The organism is Nocardiopsis salina YIM 90010, from assembly GCF_000341025.1.
Classification (GTDB): Bacteria; Actinomycetota; Actinomycetes; order Streptosporangiales; family Streptosporangiaceae; genus Nocardiopsis; species Nocardiopsis salina.
Genome location: NZ_ANBF01000226.1, coordinates 1 through 23,145, shown reverse-complemented (window position 1 = coordinate 23,145; position 23,145 = coordinate 1). Strand labels below are relative to the sequence as shown.

The window sequence follows — 23,145 nt, the reverse complement described above, 5'->3', positions numbered from 1 at the left end:
GTCAGATCGGCCCGCTTCCCTGGGTACTGCGCGCGCTGATCCCCGCCGCTGGGAGCCCGTAACTGGGCAGGTCTCCGGCTTCAGCCCGCGTGGTGTCCTCCGGTACGAGGGGCGGCAGCTGGAACCAGTAGAACCCGTGACCCGGCAGGGTCAGCAGGTACGGCAGCTGTCCGATCTCGGGGAAACGCACCCCGCCCACACACTCGACCGGACTCACCCCGGCGTGCCGGGACAGGTCGAGCTCGACGGGCTGCGGGTACTTGGACAGGTTGTTCACGCAGAGCATCCGGTCGTCGCCGTCCTCGCGGAGGAAGGCCAGCACGCTCGGGTTGGTCGCGTCGAGTTCGGTGTAGGCACCCGTACCGAAGACCGGGTGGCGTTTGCGGATCTGGATCATCCGCCGCGTCCAGTTCAGCAACGATCCCGGGTTCTCGACCTGCGCCTCGACGTTGACCGCCTGGTACCCGTAGACCGGATCCAGGATCAACGGCAGGTACAGGCGGCCCGGGTCGCCCTTGGAGAACCCGGCGTTGCGGTCCGAGCTCCACTGCATCGGTGTGCGTACCGCGTCGCGGTCGCCCAGCCAGATGTTGTCGCCCATCCCGATCTCGTCGCCGTAGTAGAGCATCGGTGAGCCCGGCAGCGACAGCAGCAGGGCGTGGAAGAGCTCGATCTGGTCGCGGTCGTTGTCCAACAGCGGAGCCAGGCGCCGGCGGATCCCGACGTTCGCCCGCATGCGGGGTTCCTTGGCGTACTCCGCGTACATGTAGTCGCGTTCTTCGTCGGTGACCATCTCCAGGGTCAGCTCGTCGTGGTTGCGCAGGAAGATCGCCCACTGGCAGTTGCTCGGGATCTCCGGGGTCTGCGCGAGGATCTCCGAGATCGGGAACCGCTGCTCCTGTCGCACCGCCATGAACATCCGCGGCATGAGCGGGAAGTGGAAGTTCATGTGGCACTCGTCGCCGCCGCTCTCGTGGTCGCCGAAGTAGTCGACGACGTCGGAGGGCCACTGGTTGGCTTCGCTCAACAGCACGCGGTCGGGGTAGAGGCGGTCGACCTCGGAGCGCACCTGTTTGAGGAACTCGTGCGTCTCCTTGAGGTTCTCGCAGTTGGTGCCCTCGCGCTCGTACAGGTAGGGCACCGCGTCCAACCGGAATCCGTCGATCCCCAGGTCCAGCCAGTAGCGCAGGACCTCCAGGATCGCCTCCTGCACCTTCGGGTTCTCGAAGTTCAGGTCGGGCTGGTGGGAGAAGAACCGGTGCCAGTAGTACTGGCCGCGTTGTTCGTCCCAGGTCCAGTTGGAGGTCTCGGTGTCCACGAAGATGATCCGCGCCTCTTCGTAGCGGTCGGGTGTGTCCGACCAGACGTAGAAGTCGCCGTACGGTCCTTCAGGATCCTCGCGCGAGGCCTGGAACCACGGGTGCTGGTCGCTGGTGTGGTTCATGACCAGGTCGGTGATGACGCGGATGCCGCGCCGGTGCGCCTCGTCCAGCAGTTCCACGAAGTCGGAGGTGCGGCCGAACTCCGGAAGGATCTTGAAGTAGTCGGAGATGTCGTAGCCGCCGTCCTTGAGCGGCGACTCGTACATCGGCAGCAGCCAGACGCAGTCGATCCCCAACCACTGGAGATAGTCGAGCTTCCGGGTGAGCCCGGCAAGGTCTCCGGTGCCGTCGCCGTTGGAGTCGAAGAACCCCCGGGCGAGCACCTCGTAGAAGACGGCGTGTTTGTACCAGTAGGGATCGCTGGAACCACCGGAGGACATCAGCGGTCCGGTGGCGGCCCCGGTCGCCGGGGCCAGGGGACCGTGTTCGGCGTGATCGCCGGGTCCGGGCGCGTCTTTGCTCATCTACTGCTCCCCACCAAAATGTTCGACGTCGGATCAACGGGCGTCCCCCGGGGCGTACGGGTCCTTGCCGTTCGGCGCACCCCGGGTGGCCTCATCTGCCGGTGGTGGTGAACACGTGAGCGGGCCCGGTCGCCGGGTCGAGCCGCACGTAGTTGTGCGCTCGCCACGTGTAGGAGCGGCCGGTCAGCTCGTCGGTCACCTCGATCTCCTCCTCCCGGTTGCGGCCGATGGACGGCAGATCCAGCTGCACCGTCGCCTCGCGGGCGTGGTGCGGGTCGAGGTTGACGACGGCGATGACGACGTCGTCGGGGTCTTCCGGCCCGTCGCCGGGCCGGTGCTTGGAGAAACAGATGAGCTCGGGTCGGTCCACGTGGTGGAAGCGCAGGTTGCGCAGCTCCCGGAGGGCCGGGTGCTCACGACGGAGCCGGTTGAGTGCGGTCAGGAGGGGTGCGATGGTCTCCCCGGAAGCCTCGGCGGCCGCCCAGTCCCGGGGCCTGTACTGGTACTTCTCCGAGTCGAGGTACTCCTCGCTACCGGGGTGCACCGGGGTGTTCTCGCACAGCTCGAACCCCGAGTAGACGCCCCAGGTGGGCGAGGCCAGCGCGGCGATGACCGCCCGGGCCTCGAAGGCGGGCCGGCCCCCGTGCTGGAGATAGGAGTGGAGGATGTCGGGTGTGTTGGTGAACAGGTTGGGGCGCAGGTGGTGGGCGCTCTCCCGGCTGAGCTCGGTGAGGTGGTCGGTGAGCTCGTCCTTGCCGTTGCGCCAGGTGAAGTAGGTGTAGGACTGGTGGAAGCCGACCTTGCCGAGCGTGCGCATCATCGCGGGCCTGGTGAAGGCCTCGGCCAGGAACAGCACGTCGGGGTCGGTGGCTGCCACGTCGGCGAGCAGACGCTCCCAGAACACGACCGGTTTGGTGTGGGGGTTGTCGACGCGGAAGATGCGCACCCCGTGCGATATCCAGTGCCGCACCACACGCAGGATCTCCGCGTACAGACCCTCGAAGTCGCGGTCGAAGCACAGCGGGTAGATGTCCTGGTACTTCTTGGGCGGGTTCTCGGCGTAGGCGATGGAACCGTCCGCGCGCTGGACGAACCACTCGGGGTGTTCGGCCACCCAGGGGTGGTCGGGGGAGCACTGCAGGGCGAGGTCGAGTGCGATCTCGAGGCCGTGCTCGCGGGCCTCGGCCACGAACGCGTCGAAGTCGTCGATGGTGCCCAGATCGGGATGGACGGCGTCGTGGCCGCCCTCCTCCGAGCCGATCGCCCACACGGAACCGGGGTCACCCGGTCCCGCGGTGAGGGTGTTGTTGGGGCCCTTGCGGTTGCTGACCCCGACCGGGTGGATCGGGGGCAGGTAGACCACGTCGAAACCCATGTCGGCGACGGCGGGCAGGCGCTTGGCCGCGGTGGCGAAGGTGCCCGAGCGCTCCGCGCCGGGCACGGTGTCGACCTGGGCGCCCTCGGAGCGGGGGAAGAACTCGTACCAGGAGCCGAACAGGGCGCGCTCACGGTGCACTGCCACGCGCACCTTGCGCGAGCGCGTCACGAGTTCGCGCAGGGGAGACCGTTCCATCGCTGCGACGACGTGCTCGTCGAGGCCGGCGGCGAGGCGCTCGGCAGGGTCGAGGGAAGTGTCGCGCAGCGTTTTCGCCGCGCGGTTCAGGACCGGGTCGCGGGGCACGCGGCGGCCGGCGCGCGCGAGCAGGCGGGCCCCTTCTTCCAGGACGAGCTCGGTGTCCTGTCCGAGGGGGACCTTGATCTCCGCGGCGTGCCGCCAGGTGAGGAAGGGATCGTGCCAGGACTCGACCGCGAAGGACCAGGATCCCTCGCTCGGGAGGCTGATCTCGGCCTCGAACCGGTCGGTCCCGGGGTGGGTCTCGCGCATACGGACGAGGGAACGGCGTCGGCCCTCGGGAGAGTAGAGGGCCACGCCCGCTGCGAGGGAGTCGTGGCCCTCGCGGATGACGGTGGCGCCGACGGTGAAACGTTCTCCGGGAACTGCTTTCACCGGGCCCAGGTCGTTGGTCGGGAACAGGTCGAGGATGGGCAGGCGTCCGATCACTGGCTACACCGTAATTGTCATGGTTCGGGCGTTTTCTGGATGCGCGTTGGGTTCCGGAAAGCGGAAATGGGTCGGGTAATGCGAAAGCGAGGCGGGGTGGCTGGCTGCGCGCATCTGGAGCTGTCCGGATTGCGACTTCGGTGCCCGCCNCTCCGGTCCCCGCCGCTGTCTATCGTCGGCCCTCACATGCCCATTGGCGGGGCATCGGGGCCGGATAATTTCTGTGATCTTCATCACACTGTGAGGTCGTCTGTGAAGCTGGTATTTGCACGGTTTCACCTGGGTAAACCTCGCAAACCGGGCATAAGTGTGCAGTGGATTCAGGTGTCTCCCCGGTTGTTTTCGGGTTGCCTGTGGGGGAAAGTCGGGAAGCTCCGTATTCGTGTTGGCGGCCGCGTTCCGGTGGGTAGGGCTGACCGAATGCTGCCTTGTGCGGCCGACGCGAATTCCGGACATCCCTCGGTGTCGCAGTTGTTTCCCCTGGAATCAATGTCCGGGTTTCGGATGATGTGCCAGTGGCCTTTGCGGCGCGTTGGGGAAGATTTTCACTGACGCGCCCGAAATGACCGTTCTGTTCTCGCGTTGCTCCTGGAACTCTGGTGTGCGGAGTGCCTGCTCCGTCGAACACACGGGACAGGTCGCAGACCTCGTAGGGGGCGACGTGAAGGAGTCGGACGACCAGCGCACGCTACGTGAGAGAGTCGACACGGAGACGAGCAGGAAGACCCTGCGGTTGGCCGGGCTCGGAGCCCTGGCAGGGGTCCTGAGCGCCGCGCTTCTCATGCCGTGGGTGGGCGGTCTCGGACTGGTCGGACGCGATGCCGCGGCGACCTTCATGAACATGCCGCACGACCTGGAGGTTCCCCGGCTCTCCGAGCGCATCGTGCTCACCGACACCAACGGCGATCCCTTCGGCGAGGTCGCCGAACGCGAGCGCGAGAACGTCCCGCTCGACGAGGTCAGCCCGTGGGCGCCGGCCGCGCTGATGGCGATCGAGGACGACCGTTTCTACGAACACAGCGGGTTGGACCTGCGCGGCCTGTTCCGCGCCGCCGTGCGTACCGCGCAGGGTGACACCCAGGGCGGCTCGACCATCACGCAGCAGTACGTCAAGAACCTGCTGATGGAACAGGCCGAAACCGAGGAGGAGCTGGAACGCGCCAGCGCCCGAAACATCACCCGCAAGATCGTCGAGCTGCGCCAGGCCGTCGAGCTCGAGGACCGCCTGAGCAAGGACGAGATCCTCGAGGGCTACCTCAACCTCGCCTACTTCGGTGCGGGCGCGCACGGCATCGAGGTCGCCGCCAAGCGCTACTTCTCCACCACCGCGGCCGAGCTCGACCCCGGGCAGGCGGCCACCATCGTGGGGATCGTGCGCAGCCCCACCTACTACGACCCCTTGGAGAACCCCGAGGCCGCGGAGGACCGGCGCGACGTCGTCCTGGATCGCATGGTCGCGACCGGGCACCTCGACGCCGAGGAGGCCGACGAGTACATCGGCGGTGACCTCGGGATCGACCACACCCCGCGTGCGGGCAGCTGCGCCGAGAGCGAGCACCCGCACTACTGCCAGTACGTCATGGACTGGCTCTCCACCAGCGACGTGCTCGGCAACACCGGTGAGGAACGCAGCGAACTCATCGGCCAGGGCGGGCTCGTCGTGGAGACCGGGATGAGCCGCCGCACCCAGGACGCCGCACAGGAGGCTGTCGACCGCCACGTCCCGCCCGACGACACCACGAAGTTCGCGGCGCAGGCCGTCGTGCACCCCGGCACCGGGCAGATCCGGGCCCTGGCGCAGAACCTGCGGTACGGGTTCGACGACGAGCAGTCCGGGACGACCGCGATCAACCTCGCCGTCGACCAGGACCAGGGCGGATCGAGTGGGTTCCAGGCCGGCTCGACGTTCAAGTCCTACACACTCGCCGCGGCGCTGGACGACGGCCTCGGCTTCGGGACCAGCTTCGACTCGCCCGAGAGCGTTTCGGTGGGCGGCCTGTCCAACTGCGACGGGGGACGGATGTCGCCCTGGAGCGTCAGCAACGCGGGCGAGAGCGACGAGGGCGACCACAACATGATCAGCGCGACCAAGGGCTCGGTGAACACCTACTTCGCGCAGCTGCAGCGCCGGGTCGGGCTCTGTGAGACCTCGGAGATGGCGGAGAGGCTGGGGGTGCACCGCTCCGACGGCCAGGACATGGGGGTGTGGAGCTCGTTCACGCTCGGCGACCAGGAGGTGTCCCCGATGACCGTGGCCAACTCCTACGCCGTCTTCGCCTCCCGCGGGGCCCTGTGCGAGCCCACCCCGGTCCGCGGGATCACCGTCGGCGACCCCGAAAACGGGGGCGAGCACATCGAGGTCGACAGCCAGTGCGAGGAGAACGCGATCAGCAGTGACGTCGCCGACGGGGTCAACCACCTGCTCCAACAGACCTTCGACGGCGGCACCGCCGACGGCCTGGACATCGGGGCCAACGCGGCCGGCAAGACCGGCACCACCGACAACGCCGCCTACGCCTGGTTCGCCGGGTACACGCGGCACATGTCCTCGGCGGTGGTCGTGGGCGACGTACGCGGCGGTGAGCAGTACCCGCTGCAGGGTGTGAACATCGGGGGCCGCAACTTCGGGGTGGTCTACGGCGGTGACATCCCCGGGCCGATCTGGCAGGAGACCATGCGCGAGGCGGCGCAGGTGACCCCGGACGACGGGTTCCCCGGACCGCCGAGCAAGTTCGGCAACCCGAGCTCGGAGCCGTCGAACTCGTCCGACGACGACAGCGACGACTGACCCGACCCGACACGAGGGGCGCCCCGGATCCCGGGGCGCCCCTCCCGTCTTGTGCGGGGGCCAGGGCTCACCGGGAGAGTGGGGGTGGCGCATACTGGGTGCAACCGACAGGGGAGCGCGAGAGCGCTGAGAGTGCGGCCGGGCGGCCGCAGACCCTTACACACCTGATCCGGATCATGCCGGCGAAGGAAGTCGTGGGACCCGTTCCCGTGCGATCCGGGAACGCTCTCGGCCGTGGCAGCACGCCCGCCCCTCGTCGTGATCGACGAGAGGAACCGATCGGTATGGATACCGCCACCCGCCCCGGGGCGACCCCGGGGGTGCTCGAACTCGCCCGTTCCTGGCGCACTGTGGACCTCGTCGTGGCCGCCGTCATCGGTGTGACCATGGGCGTCGTCTTCTGGGTCTGGGGACTGCTGTGGGCCGCCACCGGCCCGCTCTTCGCCGTCTTCCCGCCGGCCCAGGCCCTCTTCTACGGGGTCTGGATGCTCGCCGGCGTGCTGGGCGGCCTCGTGATCCGCAAACCCGGAGCCACCGTGATGACCTCCGTGGCGGCCGCAGCCGTCTCCATGATGCTGGGCGCCCAGGGGGGCGTCACCGTGGTCTTCATGGGCCTCGGCCAGGGGCTGCTCCCCGAGCTGGTCTTCCTCGCCCTGCGCTACCGGTACTGGAACATGGGCGCTGCGATCCTCGCCGGCGCGGCCGCCGGACTGACCCCCGCGGTCCGGGACGCCCTGGTCGACCACGTGACCTGGCAGCTGAGCCACAACCTGATCTACGGCGGACTCGTGCTGTTCAGCGCCGCCCTCGTGGGCGGTGTCGGCGCGCGTCTGCTGACCACCGCCCTGGCCCGCGCAGGGGCGCTGACCCCGTTCGCTTCCGCGAGGGGCTGACCCATGGCCGACGTGAACCTGTCCGGCTGGGGGTGGCGCCACGCGGGCCGTTCCGCACACGCTCTGCGGGGTGTGGACCTGCGCATCGACGCGGGGGAGCGGGTCCTGCTCCTGGGCGCCTCCGGAGCCGGCAAATCCACCCTCCTGCACGCACTGGCTGGGCTCACCGGACCGGACGGAGCCATCAGCGGCGAGGAAGAGGGCACCCTGCTGGTCGACGGCCGCCCCGCCGACCGCGGGCGCGGCCTGGTCGGGCTGGTCAGCCAGGACCCGGACGCACAGTTGGTCATGGCCCGCTCCGGCGACGACGTGGCCTTCGGGCTGGAGAACCTCGGCGTAGAGCCCGAACGGATCTGGCCGCGCGTCAGCCACGCCCTGGAGGCGGTCGGGTTCGCCTACGGTCTCCGCCACTCCACGGGGGCGCTCTCCGGCGGGGAGAAACAGCGCCTGGTCGTGGCCGGCGCCCTGGCGATGCGGCCCCGGCTCCTGCTCCTGGACGAGCCCACCGCCAACCTCGACCCCGAGGGCGCCGCCCTCGTGCGCGGTGTCCTGCAGCGGCTGCTGGCCGACACGGAGGCGACCCTGGTGTTGGTCGAGCACCGCGTCGCCGAGGTCACCGACCTGGTCGACCGTGTCGTTGTGCTCGAACCCGGCGGCGGGGTCGTCGCGGACGGTCCGCCCGCACGGGTCTTTGCCCGTCACGGAGCCGATCTGGCCGCGCGCGGGGTGTGGGTCCCGGGACGTGAACCCGCACCGGCCCTCGCCCCCGCACCGGGCGGCGTGCCCGTCCTCGCGGCCGAGGGTGTGACCGCGCGGACCCCCATCGGACTCGGGGTCCGAGGCGGAGGGCGCAGGACCGTGCTGGAGAACGTGGACGCCGAGATCCGCTCGGGCAGCGCCACCGCTCTGGTCGGCACCAACGGGTCGGGCAAGTCCACGCTGCTGACCCTGCTCGCCGGACTCGCCCGCCCGCACCGCGGCGCCGTGGTCCCGCGCGGGCGCCTGAGCGAGGCCGACAGCCGCCCGCTGGACCGCTGGGCCGCACGCCGCCTGGCCCAGCACGTGGGCACCGTCTTCCAGCACGCCGAGGACCAGTTCGTCACCGCCAGTGTGCGCGAGGAGCTGCGATTCGGCCCGCGACGAGCCGGGCTGCCGCCCATGCAGGTCGAGGCCCGGGTCGACGAACTCCTGCAGCGCCTGCGCCTGGACACCCTGGCCGACGTGCACCCCTACACCCTGTCCGGCGGGGAGAAACGGCGGTTGTCGGTGGCCACCGCGCTCGGTTCCGGGCCGGAGGACACCCCGTACGTGCTGGCCCTGGACGAGCCCACCTTCGGTCAGGACACCCGGACCTGGCGCGAACTGGTGGACCTGCTCGCGGGCCTGCGCACGGCCGGCAGCGCGGTTCTCATGGCCACCCACGACCTGCTCCTGCAACGCCACTTCACAGACAGTCGTCTCCTGGTCTGCGGGGCAGGCGTGCACACCGACGAGAGGAAGACCGAGTGAACGCGCGCAGCGGCGACACCCTCACCCTGGACGTGTCCGAGGGCGCCGGTGCCGCGCACTGGCTGTCGCGGTTCAACCCGGCCGCCAAGATCGTGGCGGCGCTCGTCCTGGCCTTCGGGCTGATCCCCGCCACCGATCCCGTCACCGCAGGGGTCGTGCTCGCGGCAGCCGTGGTGCTGGTGCCCTTCAGCGGCGTGGATCGGCGCACCCTGCTCGTGCTCGGACTGCCCTTCCTTCTCATGGGCTCCTCGACTCTGCTGGTCAACCTCCTCTACGGAGATCAGGGGGCCGAGGGTGCACTCGGCGCGGCGGTGCGCGTTCTCGCTATCGCCCTGCCCGGCCTGCTCGTGGCCATCAGCAGCGATCCCACCGACCTGTCCGACGGGCTCGTGCAACGCCTCAAAGTGCCCGAACGCCCCGCGATGGGGGTGCTGGCGGCCCTGCGCCTCGTACCGTTGCTCGCCCACCAGTGGCGCTCGGTCACCTTCGCCCGCCGGGCGCGCGGCATCGCTGCCGGGGGCAACCCGTTCCGCGCCGTGGCACTGTTCTTCGGCCGCCTGTTCTCGCTGCTCGTGCGCTCCGTCCGCACCGGAACACTGCTGGCCACTGCCATGGACGCGCGCGCATTCGGCACCGGCCCGCGCACGCGGGCCCGCCACAGCCGGTGGGGCCGTCGTGACACCCTGCTCGTGGCCGCGGCCCCTGCGCTCCTCGCCGCCGCGTACGGCATCTCGCACAGCGCGGGCACCCTGAGCCCTGTTTGGCAGATGAAGTGATCCTGCTGCGCGACGGAAGGTATCCACCAAACAGGGCTCGGTCCTGCTCCGGACCCGACCCGGGTGATAGGTAGACCGGGAACCGAACCATCGAGTGAAGCAGGTGGAAGAGCCAGTGGCCGAGTTCGTACGTGTGGAGACCGACCCCGATCACCCCGGTGTGGCCGTCATCCGGCTGGACCGTCCCAAGGTCAACGCGCTCAACGCCGTCCTGACCGCGGAGATCGCCGATGCGGCCCGCCGGGGGGCGGCCGACGACACGGTCCGTGCAGTGGTCGTGTACGGGGGCGAGCGTGTCTTCGTCGCCGGCGCAGACATCAAGGAGATGGCCGACAACACCGCCGTGCAGATGCGCGAGTACTCCCGCGACCTGCAGGAGGCCCTCAACGCCGTGGAGCGCATCCCCAAGCCGGTCGTGGCCGCGGTGACCGGCTTCGCGCTCGGCGGCGGCCTGGAGCTGGCGCTGGCCGCCGACTTCCGGGTGGTGGGAACCAAGGCCAAGCTGGGCGTACCGGAGATCCAGCTTGGCGTCATCCCCGGCGCCGGGGGAACGCAGCGCCTTCCGCGCCTCATCGGTCCGGCCCGTGCCAAGGACCTGATCTTCACCGGCCGCCACGTGCGCGCCGACGAGGCCCGCGGGATGGGGCTGGTCGACGAGGTCGTGGTCGACGAGGAGGTGTACTCCGCCGCCGTCGCCAAGGTCGCCCCGCTCGCGCAGGGCCCGGCCGTCGCGCTGGCCGCCGCGAAGGAGTCCGTCGACCGTGGTCTGGAGACCGACCTGGCCACGGGGCTCGAGGTCGAGAGGGTGCAGTTCGCCTCTCTCTTCGCCACCGAGGACCAGAAGACCGGGATGCGCAGCTTTGTCGAAGAGGGCCCTGGAAAGGCGCAGTTCCAGGGCCGCTGAGGCGAAGCAGCACGTGAAGGAGGGTGCCGTTGGCCGCAAGCGGTCAACGGCACCCTTCCGCCGTCCTCCGGTCTCTCAGCGGGGCGCCTGCGCGGTACCGTCGGAGGGAACCGCCACGCCGTTTTTTCCGTCATACTCGTGGTGGTCAGCCCACGCGGACGGGCCGCTCGGACCCCCGAACCCCCCGCGGCGCACACAACGAGTCATGCGGGCACAAGACGGGCCACACGAAGCCAATGTTGGACCCATCCCCCGGCCGATAAGCTGGACGTGGTGGTATGCGGTCTTTTGAGGGGATGAGTTCTCGATGTCAATGTCGGCAGGTTTCCCCACGGGCGAGGAGCTGCCGGAGCGCATCGGCCACTACACCATCCGCCGCCGCATCGGGCAGGGCGGCATGGGAGTGGTGTACCAGGCCGAGGATCCCCGGACCAACCAGTTCGTGGCCGTGAAGGTCCTCAAGCCCGAGGTGGCGGGGGACCAGATCGCGCGCGCCCGGCTCGCGCGCGAGGTCGAGACGATGCGCCGCGTGCACAGCCCGAACGTGGCCGAGGTGATCGACGCGGACACCCAGGCCGAGCTCCCGTGGGTGGTCACCGAATACATCCCCGGTCCGACCCTGGACTCGACGGTGACTGACCACGGTCCGCTGCGCGGGCGTGCGCTGACCCGGTTCGTGACCGGCATGGCCCGGGCGATCAAGGACATCCACGCCGTCGACGTGATCCACCGCGACCTCAAACCCGGCAACGTCATCATCTCCAACGGCGAGCCGATCGTCATCGACTTCGGTATCGCCCACGCGGTCGACGGTGCCAAGCTGACGCAGACCGGAACGTTCGTGGGCACGCCCAGTTACCTGTCGCCGGAGGTCATCGAGGGCACGGACCTGGGTTCGGCCACCGACGTGCACGCCTGGGGCGGCACCGTGGCCTTCGCCTCGACCGGGCGTCCGCCCTACGGTGCGGGGTCGTTCGAGGTCATCTTCTTCCGCATCCTCAACGGCGAGATCGACATGGACGGGATGCACGAGGCGCTGCGTCCGATCGTCACCCGCGCCGTGTCCCGTGAGATGCGTAACCGTCCGAGCGCGGCCCAGTTGGTCCAGGAGACGAGTCGGCTCAACCTCGACCTGCCCTGGACCGAGGACGCGGGCCGTCCCACCGGGGTGACCGGCAACCACACCGTGCAGGGGCAGCAGCAGGAACCCCCATCNCCGCGGCTGCTGCAGGCGGTGCGGCCGCCGGGGGCGCGGCCGGGGCCTACCTGGCCAACCAGCTCGGAGGGAGCCAGGGCTGGGGCCCTCCGCACACCAGCAGCGGCGCCAACCCGGCCCAGAGCGCCTGGGCCTCGCCGTCGGCTCCGCAGTCCTCCCACGCCGCCTCCGCCGGGTGGGGCAGCGGGGCACAGCAGTCGCACTTTCCCGCCACGGGCGGTTGGGGTGTACCCCAGGAGCCCGAGGGCGAGGTGCACCAGGCCGCATCCGGCGGCCCGAACGCCGACGACGAGGCGACCGACGACCTCCACGAGGCCGCTTCGGCCGGTTGGAACTCGGACGACGAGGCGACCGACGACCTGCACCAGGCGGCCTCGGGCGGTTGGAACTCGGACGACGAGGCCACCGACGACCTGCGCGGCGGCCGGGGCACCGAGCGCATCGCGCCGCAGAGTTCTCAGCAGGAGGACCCGCAGGGCACGATGCGCTTCGACCCTGCGCAGGCCCCGCAGGAGAGCGGCCCGCAGAGCACCATGCGGGTGGACCCGAGCCAGGTCCCGGGCGCGGGCGATCCGCAGAGCTCGATGGCCGGCCCTCAGCAGGGGCAGCCCCAGGCGCCGCCGCAGGCGCCGGGCAACGACACCCCGCAGACGCAGTTCTTCAACTCGACGCTGCGCCCGGAGGAGTTCCGCGACATCCTCACCCCGGTGGGGCAGGAGCGCCCGCATCAGACGCAGGAGTTCGACGAGGAGGACTTCCAGGAGGGCAGCGGCGGGCTGCTGGGGCGCTTCCGCAAGGGCAGCAAGGACCGTTTCGGCGACTACTTCCGCGGTGACGGCACCGAGGCCGAGGAGTACGACGAGTACTACTACGACGACGAGGACGACGAGGAGTACGAGGCCTGGCGGATGCATCCGCTGGTTCTCGTGCCGGTCATGTTCATGCTCGCCGGCGTGGCCCTGTGGTTCCCGTGGTTCGGTCTGCTGCTGGGGGTGCTGGTCATCGCCGGCCTGTCCGCGCTGGACGTGGTCAAGGCCGAGCACGCGCGGCGCCTGCAGCGGCGCGGGCCGAGCAACTCGGACACGATGATGGTGGTGTTGAGCTTCCCGTGGGCGCTCGGCCGGATGCTGGTGCGCACGATCGGGTTCGGCGCGGTCTACCTCGTCGGCGGGATCCTCGTCGGCATGGTCTACTCGGCCTTCGTGGACACCGGCGGTGAGGGCGCGAACTACACCGGCGGGTTCGCGATCTTCGTCATGGTGCTGCTCGGCTACATCATGCCGAGCGGTCGGGAGGCCCGCCACCAGGCCGTGTGGCTGGTCGAGCGGGTGCGCTTCCACAGCATCTACCTGTACATCGGGGTGGTCGTGGGCATCTGCCTGCTCACGATGCTGATCCTGTCGATGGGCCTGGGTTCGGCGCCCGACTGGGTGCCCTTCGGCGGTCCCTCCGACTGGTTCTCCTGACCCGGACGAAGGGTGTGCGGCCCGGTCGGACCTCGGTGTCCGGCCGGGCCGTTGTCGTGTGCTGGGTCACCGGCAGGTGGATGCACCGATGCGGCCCGCAGAGCGCCGACTAGTGTGGACGGAGCGGTTCCGGCGGGCCGGGGTCGCAGGGGGCTGGACGCCCGGGCGCGGGCGGCTCTCTGGCATCCTGTGGAGCCACTCTGGTTAGGGTTTCCTAAGTACGAGCGGGGGTCGGCTTGGCCTCCTGGCTACTAGCCAGTAACATCTGGGTAGAGCACACCGCGGGACCGGCATTGACGTGAATACCGGACCCGCCGTCGGATGGCCGAACGGCATTCGGCATTGTTGGCAGTACGGGGCGCGCCAGCGCCCGTCCGCCGGACGGCGGATCATGGGAGTGCAGGGAGGTCGGCCACCGGCCATGAATATTGTCGTATTGGTCAAGCAGGTCCCGGACACGGCGACCGAGCGGAAGCTGAACGCCGAGGACAACACGCTCGACCGCGCAGCGTCCGACGGTGTCATCAACGAGCTGGACGAGTACGCCGTCGAAGAGGCGCTCCTGCTCAAGGAGAAGCACGGCGGTGAGGTCACCGTGCTGACGATGGGGCCGGACAAGGCCAAGGACTCCATCCGCAAGGCCCTCTCCATGGGCGCGGACAAGGCCGTCTGGCTGAAGGACGACGCGCTGCACGGCTCCGACGCCCTGCAGACCGCCTACGCCCTCTCCAAGGTCCTGGGCAGCATCGAGTACGACGTCGTCGTCCTCGGCTCCGAGTCCACCGACGCCCGTACCGGCGTCGTCGGTGCCGCACTCTCCGAGTACCTCGGCGTTCCGCAGCTCACCCTCGCGGGCAAGGTCGACGTCGACGGCAGCGCCATCANGCCACGACGTCGTCGAGGCGCAGCTGCCGGCCGTCGTCTCCGTCGTGGAGAAGATCAACGAGCCGCGCTACCCCTCCTTCAAGCTCATCATGCAGGCCAAGAAGAAGCCTGTGGACGAGAAGACCGCCGCGGACGTCGGTATCGAGACCGACAGGATCGGGCTGGCCAACGCCACCACCGAGACCGTGGACTTCGCCGCCGCGCCGCCGCGCGCCGCGGGCACGATCGTCAAGGACGAGGGCGACGGCGGCACCAAGGCCGCCGACTTCCTCGCCGAGAAGAAGTTCGTGTAGGTCAGGCGAGAGACGAAAGGTAAGGGTTCAAGGATTATGGCTGAGGTCCTCGTCCTCGTCGACCACGTCGACGGAGAGGTCAAGAAGGTCACCACGGAGCTGCTCACCGCGGCCCGCCGCATCGGCGAGCCCTCCGCGGTGTGGGTCGGCGACGGCGCCGAGAACGGCAAGGCCGCTCTGGCCGAGTTCGGTGCCGAGAAGGTCTACACGGCCCCGGCCGAGCTGAACGACTACGTCGTCGCTCCGACCGCCCAGCTGCTCGCCGAGCTCGCGCAGGACAAGGGCGCCGCCGCGATCCTGGTCTCGGCCACTGCCGGGAACAAGGAGATCGCCGGCCGCGCCGCCGTGAAGCTCGGCTCCGGCGTGCTGACCGACGTCGTCGACGTCAACTCCGAGGTCGTCACCGAGCACAGCATCTTCGGTGGCGCCACCGTCACGCACGGCCGCGTCAAGACCGGTGTCCCGGTCGTCGCGGTCCGCCCGAACTCGTTCGTCCCGGAGGCCGCCTCCGGCGCCGGCGCCGAGGAGGCCGTCTCGGTCGACCTGCCCGACGCCGCCAAGGGTGCCAAGGTCGTCGAGCGCGTCGTCGAGGAGCAGGGCGAGCGCCCCGAGCTCACCGAGGCCGCGGTCGTCGTCTCCGGTGGCCGTGGTGTCGGCGAGGGCAAGTTCGACGTCGTGGAACAGCTGGCCGACACCCTCGGTGCCGCCGTCGGTGCCTCCCGCGCCGTCGTCGACTCCGGCTGGTACCCGAACCAGTTCCAGGTCGGCCAGACCGGTAAGACGGTCAGCCCGAACCTGTACATCGCCCTGGGCATCTCCGGTGCGATCCAGCACCGCGCGGGCATGCAGACCGCGAAGAACATCATCGCGGTCAACAAGGACCCCGAGGCCCCGATCTTCGAGCTCGCCGACTTCGGCGTCGTGGGCGACCTGCACACGGTCGCTCCGCAGCTCACCGAGGAGATCAACAAGCGCAAGTGATGCGCATGGCCTGATTCCTGCGACGGCGCCCGGTCGACACGTTCGGCCGGGCGCCGTCGTGTGTGCGGGCCAGGCCTTAGGGGAGCGCGTGGAAGACCACGGGTGAGGTGGGCGGGTGGCCGGTGGCGGTGCCGTTGCCGGCGAACATGAGCACCGTGATGTGGTCCTGGGTGGAGTCGGGGTGGCCCAGGGGGCCGGTGACCGGTCCGTCGGCGCCGACGGTGTCACCGGTGTCGGCGACCAGGTCCCCGTCGATCACGCGCTGCTCCCAGGAGCAGTCGGCGAAGGAGTGCTGGTCCCCGCTCAACCACGTGACCGTGCCGTCGGCGGCGCGGACCCCGGCGACCCTTCGGTCGTTGCCGGGGGTGTCCAGGGCGAGGAAGTGCCCGTCGAACCCGAGGTAGCGGGGCTCCCCTTCCGGCTCGTCGCACGCCCCGAACCCGCTGCCGACCAGGGGTTCGCCCTCCTCCAGGGGGCCGGTGCCGAAGCTGTCCCACAGGTACTCGCCGCCGGGGCCGTAGGCGGCGACGCCATGGCGTTCGTGGCCGCGTTCGGGGCCGTCGTGGTCGTCGGACTCCGCGAACGCGGCCACGGTGACGTCGTCGACGTGGGTGACGTCCTGGACGGGACGGAGGTCGAAGCGGTCCGTGAGGTCGACCGCGGCGGTGACGGGTTCGGCGGTGGCGAGGTCGTAGGTGGTGAACCCCTGCACCGTGTGGACCGTGACCCGGCCGCCGGACATGTGGGCGCGGCTCCCCAGGTTGTCGTGGTCGGGCTGGTCGGTGTCACCGTCGGCGGGCAGACGGGCGACCTCGGAACCATCGGTGGCCGCGTACAAGGACCAGGACGAGTACGGGCCGTCCCTGCGTGCGGCGAAGCGCTCGGTCTCCTCGACGTCGGCGGTGAGCTCCCACAGGCCGGACGCGCACCACTGCATCCGGCCGGTCGCGGCGTCGTAGCCGACGGTGCGGGTCTTCGGCTCGCCCATCGCCGTCTCCCCGGTCCCGTGGAACCCGGCGACCACGGTGCCGCCGACCTGGTGGACCCGGTCGGTGCGGACCTGGGCCCGGGACGTGTCGGAGGCGATCCGGTCGGCGTCGACGTGCCACAGGACCCGGCCGTCGTCGGCGGCGCGGACGGCGAGACCTTCCTCGTCGGACGAGGACCGGATCATGGTGACGGTGTCGCCGTGGCCGCCGGTGAGGGTCTCCTGCCGGTCGGAACGCCAGAGCGCTTCGCCGAGCGCGGGGTGGTCCTGCGGCGGTGCGCCTTCGAGGACCTCGGCGTCGTCCCAGACCTGGCCGCCCCCGGGCGCGGAGGCCAGGGCCGAGCACTCGAGGGCGTGTGCGGGCCCGTCGCGGTACAGGGGGCTGAGGACCGCGAGCGCGAGTACGGCGGCGAGAGCGAGGGCGCCGGCCCGCAGGGGGACGCGGGCTCCGGGGGTGTGGGACGGAGGGGCGGTGAGGTCCGACCAGGTGCGCAGGCGCACGCCCAGGCCGAGCAGGACGGGCACGACCGCGGTGAGGGCGAGGCCGTGGGGATGGGCCTGCACGGTCCACAGGGTCGTCACGGTGGCGAGCAGGACGAGGTCCCAGGCCACGACGAGCGCTCCAGGTGCTGCCACGGGGCGTTTGCGCAGGTCGCCCGGGGCGAGGAGGGCGGCCGAGATCAGGAGGAGGGCGACGGCGGCGGGCACCGTGACGGTCGGCGGCAGTACACGCCACAGGACCCACAGCACGCCGAGGGGTGCGGCGAGGCGGACGAGCCACCAGGCCGCCACCCGTGCGAGGACGGCGAGCGCCGGTCCGGACGCCGAGCCGGCCGCCGGTTCGAGGTCGTCGTGGTGTGCGGGTTCCTCGGCGGGGTGGTCAGGTGGCAAGGGGCCTCCTGGGGGTGAGGGCCAGGCATGTTCCCGTGGGTCCCCTCAGGTTAGGCACGGTCGCCGATGCCCGCTGGGGGTGTTCAGGTACACGCGAGGCCGGGGGACCGCCCGGTGGTCCGGTACCTGCCTGTCGGAGCGGTCGTGGTCCTCGTGTTCACCCGGGTTCCGTCGGTGTGCCCGAACTTCTGTCGGCTTTGTGGTGATTCAATACTGAGTGTCGTTTTTCCTGTGCGGGGTCCGGGCACGGTGGAGCCCACGGACCCTCGTTCGGGAGGCACCATGAGCGACGCACACGCACCGGAGCCCTACGGAGGCTTCGACGCGATGTCGATCGGCGGGCGGCAGTGGACCGGCTCCTCCGACGCCGAATACCAGGACCGCAACCCCTACGACGACACCCCGCTCACCCGGATCCGCCTCGCCGACGCCGACGACGTCGAGAGCGCCTACCGGGCCGCGGCCGCCGCGCAGAAACAATGGGCCGCCACTCCCGCCGTCGAACGCTCCGCCCTGTTCCTGCGCGCCCTGGAGGTCATGGACCGGCGCCGCGACGAGATCGTCGAATGGCTCGTGCACGAGATCGGGGCGGTACGGCAGCGCGCCGAGTTCGAATGGTCGCTCGTGCGCGCCGGGATGATCGAGGTCATCAACCACGCCACCCGTGTGTCCGGGTGGATCCTCCCGGGCGTCACCCCGGGCAAGGAGAACCGTGTCTACCGCGAACCGGTCGGCGTGGTCGGGGCCATCACCCCCTGGAACTTCCCGATGCAGCTGTCGCACCGCACCATCGCGCCCGCGATAGCCCTGGGCAACGCGGTCGTGCTCAAACCGGCCGAGGACTCCCCGGTCACCGGCGGGCTTCTGCTCGCGCGCATCTACGAGGAGGCCGGACTCCCGCCCGGGGTGCTCAACGTCGTCATCGGCAAGGGTAGCCGCATCGGCGACGCACTGGTCACCAGCCGTGTGCCCTCGCTCATCTCCTTCACCGGATCGACCGGCGTGGGCAGCCACATCGCCGCGCAGTCGCCGTTGAAGAACCACGCGCTGGAGCTGGGCGGGAACGGGCCCCTGGTGATCCTCGACGACGCCGACCTCGACCGCGCGGCCGACGCCGCCGTCTTCGGTTCCTTCTACCACCAGGGCCAGATCTGCATGTCCACCAACCGCGTCGTGGCCCAGGCGCGGGTGTACGACGAGATCGTCGAGCGGGTCCGCGAACGCGCCCAGGAACTGCGCACCGGCGACCCCGCGGGAACCGACACCCAGATCGGGCCGATCATCAACGACAGCCAGCTGGAGCACGCACGCGACCTGATCTCCAGGGCGGTTGGCGACGGCGCCGAGCTCCTCGTCTCGGGCGACCCGTCGGGCCCCGCGGGACGGGTGCTGCCGCCGCACGTGCTGGTGGGCGGCAACGACGTCGCGACGGCGGCGGAGGAGGTCTTCGGTCCGGTCGCCACGATCGTGCGGGCCGAGAGCGAGGAAGAGGCGCTGCACATCGCCAATGACACCGACTACGGGCTCTCCAGCGCCGTGTTCACCGAGGACGTCGAACGCGGGGTGAACTTCGCGCGGAGGGTGGAGGCCGGCATGACCCACGTCAACGACACCACCGTCAACGACGAGCCCAACACGGCCTTCGGCGGGGAGAAGGACTCCGGTGTGGGCCGGTTCGGCGGTGTGTGGGCGATCGAGGACTTCACCACCGACCACTGGGTGAGCGTGCAGCACACCACCCGTGACCTGCCCTTCGGGGTGGACGAATGACCCCCGTCGTCCAGGTGCGGGTGGGACGGCGCGAGGTTCCGGTCAAGCGCCCGGACAAGACGATGTTCGGGGAGGGCGGGGCGACCAAGCTCGACCTGGCCCGGTACTTCGCACGTGTGGCCCCGCTCATGGTGCCGCAGGTGCGCGGTCGGCCGGTGGCGCTGGAACGCCTGCCGGACGGTATCGACGGCGAGCGGTTCTACGTCAAACACCCGCACGCGCCCGACTGGGTGCGGCAGGTGGGCACCAGCGGCGGCCGGATGATCCTGTGCCAGGACGCCGCCGCGCTCGTGTGGTGTGCCGACCAGGCCGCCCTCACCCAGCACGTGTGGCTCTCGCGCGAACCGAACCTGGGGCGGCCCGACCGGATGATCCTGGACCTCGACCCGCCCGGCAGGGACCCGGCGGAGGCTTTCGACGCCTGCCGTACCGCCGCGTACGAGGCGCGGGAAGTGCTGGAGGTCCTGGGGCTGGCCGCCTACGTCATGACCACGGGCTCACGCGGGCTCCACGTGCACTCGCCGCTGCGGCCGGAACTGGAGGACCAGGAGGTGCGCGACCTGGCCAAGGCCGTCGCCGAACGCATCGCGGCGGGGCGGCCGGACGACCTGACCACCGAGTTCCGCAAGGACGCCCGCCGGGGGCGCCTGTTCGTGGACTACTTGCGCAACGGTCGGGAGCAGTTGGCCGTGGCGCCCTACGCGGTGCGGGCCCGGCCCGGCGCGCCGGTGGCCACGCCCGTGACGTGGGCGGAGCTGGACCGGTTGGAGACCGCCGCGGACTTCACCATCGCCGACGAGCGGAGCGAGTGCCCCTTCCAAGGGATGGGCCGGCATGCGCGCTCGCCGAAGAAAGCTGTACGCGCTTTGGGGTGAGGGACCCCCGGTATGTGCAGGTGACTCGCGCAGACATGCGGGCCGGCGCGGATCAGCGTTCGCGCTTGCGCAGAACCAGCAGCAGGTTCCACGTGACGACCTCGCGCAGGAACGGCACGTGCACGATCGGCTTCATCCACGTGGGCAGGTACCGCGGCCGGATGTCGACCGGTTCTGCGTCCGGGTGCGAGCGCGCCCAGCGCAGCATCTCCTTGGCGTGCGCCGCGTACATGGTCCGCCCGAAGTCGTTCTTGGGGCGCCGGCCGTGCTTGCGCGCGAACCGCTCGGCCGCGTAGGAACCGCCCAGGTAGTGCCAGGGCGAGGTCTCGTGCCCGCCCCACGGCGACAGCCACAGCGTGTACGACAGGTACACGAGGCCGCCGGGCCGGGTCACGCGCACCATCTCGTCCGCCATCCGCCGGCGGTCGGGTACGTGCTCGAGCACGTTGGAGGACAGGCACACGTCCACCGACCCGTCACGCATCGGCAGGTCCAGCGCGCTTCCCTGCACCCCGTTCATGTCCGCGGAACGCCCGTGCAGCCGCATCTCGTGTGCGTCGGCGTCCACACACACGCAGCGCGCACCGGAGTCCCGCAGCGCGTCGGCGAAGTACCCTGGCCCGCCGCCCACGTCCACGACCGTGCGCCCGTCCAACGGGGTGTAGGAACGCAGCTGGTCGACGGTGTCTCGGGCGAGCTTGCCGTAGAAGAACGCGGGGTCGGTCTGCTCCTTGCGGAAGGCCGAGAACAGCCCGACGGAGCGCCCGAGCGTGGCGCGGAACGGCACGAGCTCCTCGGAGCGGGTTCCGGTGGTCATGCCTGGGCCTCCGTGTCCGCGCCGGTCTCGGGGCCGACCACGATGTAGTGGCGCAGGTGCTGCCAGTGGTCCCCGCCCCAGTACGGGTCGGAGCCGGCGATGCGCGAGTCCGGGAGGATCTCGGCCAGGCGCGCGGCGGGCAGGACGTGCATCCGCATCGGCGCCGGGTACCGCAGGATCACCTTCTGGGCCAGCGCCACCAGCGGCCACGGCAGGAACCGGAACACCAGGCCCTTGAAGGTCGCGCGCACCCGCTCGGGCACGCCCAGCACCAGCACGCCGCCCGGCCGGGTCACCCGCGCGAACTCGCGCACGTACCCCTCGGCCAGCTCCGGCGGCAGGTGCTGCAGCACGAGGTCGGTGTAGACCAGGTCGAAGCTGTCGTCCTCGAACCGGGACAGGTCGGGGCGCTCGTTCAGCTCGAACGTGATGCGCCCGCCCGAACGGTCCAGGCGCTCCGCCTCGGCCAGCATCGGCTCGGAGATGTCCACGCCCACGACCTCGTCGAAGTGCGCGGCCAGGGCGTTGGAGAGCCGCCCGGCGCCGCACCCGAAGTCCAGGACCCTGCCGCCGCCCGGGTGCACTCCCAGGTCGCGCATGCGCGATACGGACGGGGCGATCTCCGCGCGCCCGGAGGCCAGGAACTCGTCGTCGTCCCAGCCGCCGTCCCGCTTCTCGGGATCCACGCACACCGCCCACAGCGGCTCGGTGGCCCCCAGGCGGGTCCAGTCGCGCCGGACCTGTTCGAGCCCCACGGCATCACCCCCACGGTTGCACGACCCCAGCCGGACACGCGTCGTTGGAGCGTGTTCCTGTTCTGCACGCGCGGTCAGTGTGGACCTGCGATAACGGTCGAGGAAGAAAGTGGAACGTGTTGTATTCTGGCACCCCTTTTCCGGGATGGCCAATACAGTGCGGGGAGAGAACTCCATGGAGCCCGACTCCGACGCCCGCGAGGGCAGGCAGGCACAGGGCGACGCAGCCGGTGAAGGCGCCCTCAGGGTACGCCGCCCGGTCGAGGAGCCCGACGGGGAGGGCCCCTCCTTCGGTGAACTCCTGCGCACGGGCGTCGCGGAGCTGCGTCGGCTGATGCGGGACCGGGTGTTCCTCGCGTGCCTGGCGGTCGTCGCAGTGTCGCTGCTGGTTCGCGCGTACGTGCTCACCCAGTCGCACTTCGTCGAGGACGACTACCTGTTCTTCGCGGCCGCCGACGCCGAGGAGCTCAGCCCCGACCACCTCTTCGACCTGCACAAGGGCCACCTCATGCCGGGGGCGCTGTTCCTCGTCTACTTCCAGACGGTGTTCCTGCCCTACCAGTGGTGGCTCAGCGCGGGCGTGATGTTCGTGGTGCAGGCAGCGGCGTACCTGGCGTTCCTGAGGCTCCTGTGGGAGCTGTTCGGACGCCGGTGGGCGTTGCTGGTGCCGCTGACCGTGTTCGCGCTCGCGCCGCTCACGGTTCCGGTGCTCGCCTGGTGGTCCGCGGCGCTCAACGCGGTGCCGTTCCAACTCGCCCTGGCCCTCGCGCTGCTGTGGACCGTGCGCCACCTGCGCACCGGTGAACCCCGAGCGGCGTGGCTGGCGGTCGGCGCCATCGTGTTCGGGATGCTCTTCACCGTCAAGGCGATGTTCCTGCCGGTGCTCGTGTTCGCCGTCGCGGTCACCTACCTGTACCCGGGCGGGCTGCTGGTGTCGGTGCGCCGGGCGTGGGAACTGCACCGGCCCTACTGGGCGACCATGGCGGGACTGTTCGCGGCCTATGCCGTCCTGTACGTGGGGCGGATGGTTTCGGCGGAGAACACCGACGGGGCCGGGGTGCCCGAGAGCGACTCCGCGTGGGCGATCGCGCGCGGCCTGGTCACCGAGGTCTTCCCCGTGGGCGCCCTGGGCGGGCCCCTGGAGTGGGGGCCGGTCACCCCGACCGGCGGGCTCGTCGACCCGCGCGGGTGGGTCGTTCTGGCCTCCTGGGTGGTGCTCGCGGTGATCGTGCTGGTCAGCGTTCGGATGCGGCGGCGGGCGTGGCGGGCCTGGGTGCTGCTGATCGGATACGTGGTGGTCGTGGACGTGCTGCCGACGGTCATCGCACGCGCCCGGTTCCAGGACGTGGTCGCCGCCGACCCCCGTTACGTCGCCGACGCAGCCATGGTCTTCGCCCTGTGCCTGGCGCTGGCGTTCCTGCCCACACACG

14 protein-coding genes, 3 pseudogenes and 1 riboswitch are annotated in these 23,145 nt (G+C 70.4%); of the genes and pseudogenes, 12 read left to right on the top strand and 5 right to left on the bottom strand.

Features of this window, described 5'->3' with window-relative positions; translation table 11 throughout:
• Position 1: 1 nt before the first annotated feature.
• A complete protein-coding gene (gene treS, locus D474_RS0125100) occupies positions 2-1,846 on the bottom strand; it encodes a maltose alpha-D-glucosyltransferase (protein ID WP_017616235.1) in 1,845 nt (614 codons plus the stop codon).
• 91 nt (positions 1,847-1,937) lie between these two features.
• A complete protein-coding gene (locus D474_RS0125095; protein ID WP_017616234.1) occupies positions 1,938-3,908 on the bottom strand; it encodes an alpha-1,4-glucan--maltose-1-phosphate maltosyltransferase in 1,971 nt (656 codons plus the stop codon).
• A gap of 661 nt (positions 3,909-4,569) precedes the next feature.
• Here D474_RS0125095 and D474_RS0125090 point away from each other — a divergent pair.
• From D474_RS0125090 to D474_RS0125045, 9 genes and pseudogenes are all read left to right on the top strand, one after another.
• Positions 4,570-6,696, top strand: coding sequence for a transglycosylase domain-containing protein (locus D474_RS0125090; protein WP_040704443.1), 2,127 nt, complete (start codon positions 4,570-4,572; stop codon positions 6,694-6,696).
• 99 nt (positions 6,697-6,795) lie between these two features.
• Positions 6,796-6,904: riboswitch (TPP riboswitch) on the top strand.
• 76 nt (positions 6,905-6,980) lie between these two features.
• Positions 6,981-7,589: an ECF transporter S component gene (locus D474_RS0125085; protein ID WP_017616232.1), complete on the top strand. Its 609-nt coding sequence runs from the start codon at positions 6,981-6,983 to the stop codon at positions 7,587-7,589.
• Positions 7,590-7,592: 3 nt separating this feature from the next.
• The gene (locus D474_RS0125080) at positions 7,593-9,098 is read left to right on the top strand and encodes an ABC transporter ATP-binding protein (RefSeq protein ID WP_017616231.1); all 1,506 of its coding nucleotides are present in this window, start codon (positions 7,593-7,595) and stop codon (positions 9,096-9,098) included.
• Positions 9,095-9,874 carry an energy-coupling factor transporter transmembrane component T family protein gene (locus D474_RS0125075; RefSeq protein WP_017616230.1) on the top strand — a complete coding sequence of 260 codons (780 nt, stop codon included), beginning with the start codon at positions 9,095-9,097 and terminating at the stop codon, positions 9,872-9,874. Before D474_RS0125080 ends, D474_RS0125075 begins: the two co-directional genes overlap by 4 nt.
• A 115-nt stretch (positions 9,875-9,989) precedes the next feature.
• Positions 9,990-10,778, top strand: a complete 789-nt coding sequence (locus D474_RS0125070; RefSeq protein WP_017616229.1) for an enoyl-CoA hydratase/isomerase family protein — start codon at positions 9,990-9,992, stop codon at positions 10,776-10,778.
• Between the two features lie 307 nt (positions 10,779-11,085).
• Positions 11,086-11,829 (top strand): annotated as a pseudogene (locus D474_RS33705) (serine/threonine-protein kinase); the annotation flags it as partial.
• Between the two features lie 416 nt (positions 11,830-12,245).
• A complete protein-coding gene (locus tag D474_RS33700; protein ID WP_017616227.1) occupies positions 12,246-13,460 on the top strand; it encodes a rhomboid family protein in 1,215 nt (404 codons plus the stop codon).
• A 421-nt stretch (positions 13,461-13,881) separates the two neighbouring features.
• Positions 13,882-14,638 (top strand): annotated as a pseudogene (locus D474_RS34155) (electron transfer flavoprotein subunit beta/FixA family protein).
• A 36-nt stretch (positions 14,639-14,674) separates the two neighbouring features.
• Entirely contained in the window at positions 14,675-15,619 is a 945-nt protein-coding gene (locus D474_RS0125045; RefSeq protein ID WP_017616224.1) for an electron transfer flavoprotein subunit alpha/FixB family protein, read from the top strand.
• 76 nt (positions 15,620-15,695) lie between these two features.
• Here D474_RS0125045 and D474_RS0125040 read toward each other — a convergent pair whose 3' ends face one another.
• A complete protein-coding gene (locus tag D474_RS0125040) occupies positions 15,696-17,498 on the bottom strand; it encodes a hypothetical protein (protein ID WP_017616223.1) in 1,803 nt (600 codons plus the stop codon).
• Positions 17,499-17,780: 282 nt separating this feature from the next.
• Here D474_RS0125040 and D474_RS0125035 point away from each other — a divergent pair, with 282 nt between their 5' ends.
• Together D474_RS0125035 and ligD are read left to right on the top strand one after the other, a co-directional pair.
• A complete protein-coding gene (locus D474_RS0125035) occupies positions 17,781-19,268 on the top strand; it encodes an aldehyde dehydrogenase family protein (protein WP_017616222.1) in 1,488 nt (495 codons plus the stop codon).
• Positions 19,265-20,143, top strand: coding sequence for a non-homologous end-joining DNA ligase (gene ligD / locus D474_RS0125030; protein WP_017616221.1), 879 nt, complete (start codon positions 19,265-19,267; stop codon positions 20,141-20,143). Before D474_RS0125035 ends, ligD begins: the two co-directional genes overlap by 4 nt.
• A 52-nt stretch (positions 20,144-20,195) precedes the next feature.
• Here the strand turns inward: ligD and D474_RS0125025 are convergent, their stop codons facing one another.
• Together D474_RS0125025 and D474_RS0125020 are read right to left on the bottom strand one after the other, a co-directional pair.
• Positions 20,196-20,960 carry a class I SAM-dependent methyltransferase gene (locus D474_RS0125025; protein WP_017616220.1) on the bottom strand — a complete coding sequence of 255 codons (765 nt, stop codon included), beginning with the start codon at positions 20,958-20,960 and terminating at the stop codon, positions 20,196-20,198.
• A complete protein-coding gene (locus tag D474_RS0125020; RefSeq protein ID WP_017616219.1) occupies positions 20,957-21,715 on the bottom strand; it encodes a class I SAM-dependent methyltransferase in 759 nt (252 codons plus the stop codon). Before D474_RS0125020 ends, D474_RS0125025 begins: the two co-directional genes overlap by 4 nt.
• Positions 21,716-21,890: 175 nt before the next feature.
• Here D474_RS0125020 and D474_RS29990 point away from each other — a divergent pair.
• Positions 21,891-23,145: pseudogene (locus tag D474_RS29990) on the top strand (hypothetical protein); the annotation flags it as partial.

Excerpts from the sequence above, each read along its gene's own strand:
- D474_RS0125085 (WP_017616232.1), top strand. The coding sequence starts at position 6,981 with ATGGATACCGCCACCCGCCCCGGGGCGACCCCGGGGGTGCTCGAACTC.
- D474_RS0125080 (WP_017616231.1), top strand. The coding sequence starts at position 7,593 with ATGGCCGACGTGAACCTGTCCGGCTGGGGGTGGCGCCACGCGGGCCGT.
- treS (WP_017616235.1), bottom strand. The coding sequence starts at position 1,846 with ATGAGCAAAGACGCGCCCGGACCCGGCGATCACGCCGAACACGGTCCC.
- D474_RS0125035 (WP_017616222.1), top strand. The coding sequence starts at position 17,781 with ATGAGCGACGCACACGCACCGGAGCCCTACGGAGGCTTCGACGCGATG.
- D474_RS0125045 (WP_017616224.1), top strand. The coding sequence starts at position 14,675 with ATGGCTGAGGTCCTCGTCCTCGTCGACCACGTCGACGGAGAGGTCAAG.
- D474_RS0125025 (WP_017616220.1), bottom strand. The coding sequence starts at position 20,960 with ATGACCACCGGAACCCGCTCCGAGGAGCTCGTGCCGTTCCGCGCCACG.
- ligD (WP_017616221.1), top strand. The coding sequence starts at position 19,265 with ATGACCCCCGTCGTCCAGGTGCGGGTGGGACGGCGCGAGGTTCCGGTC.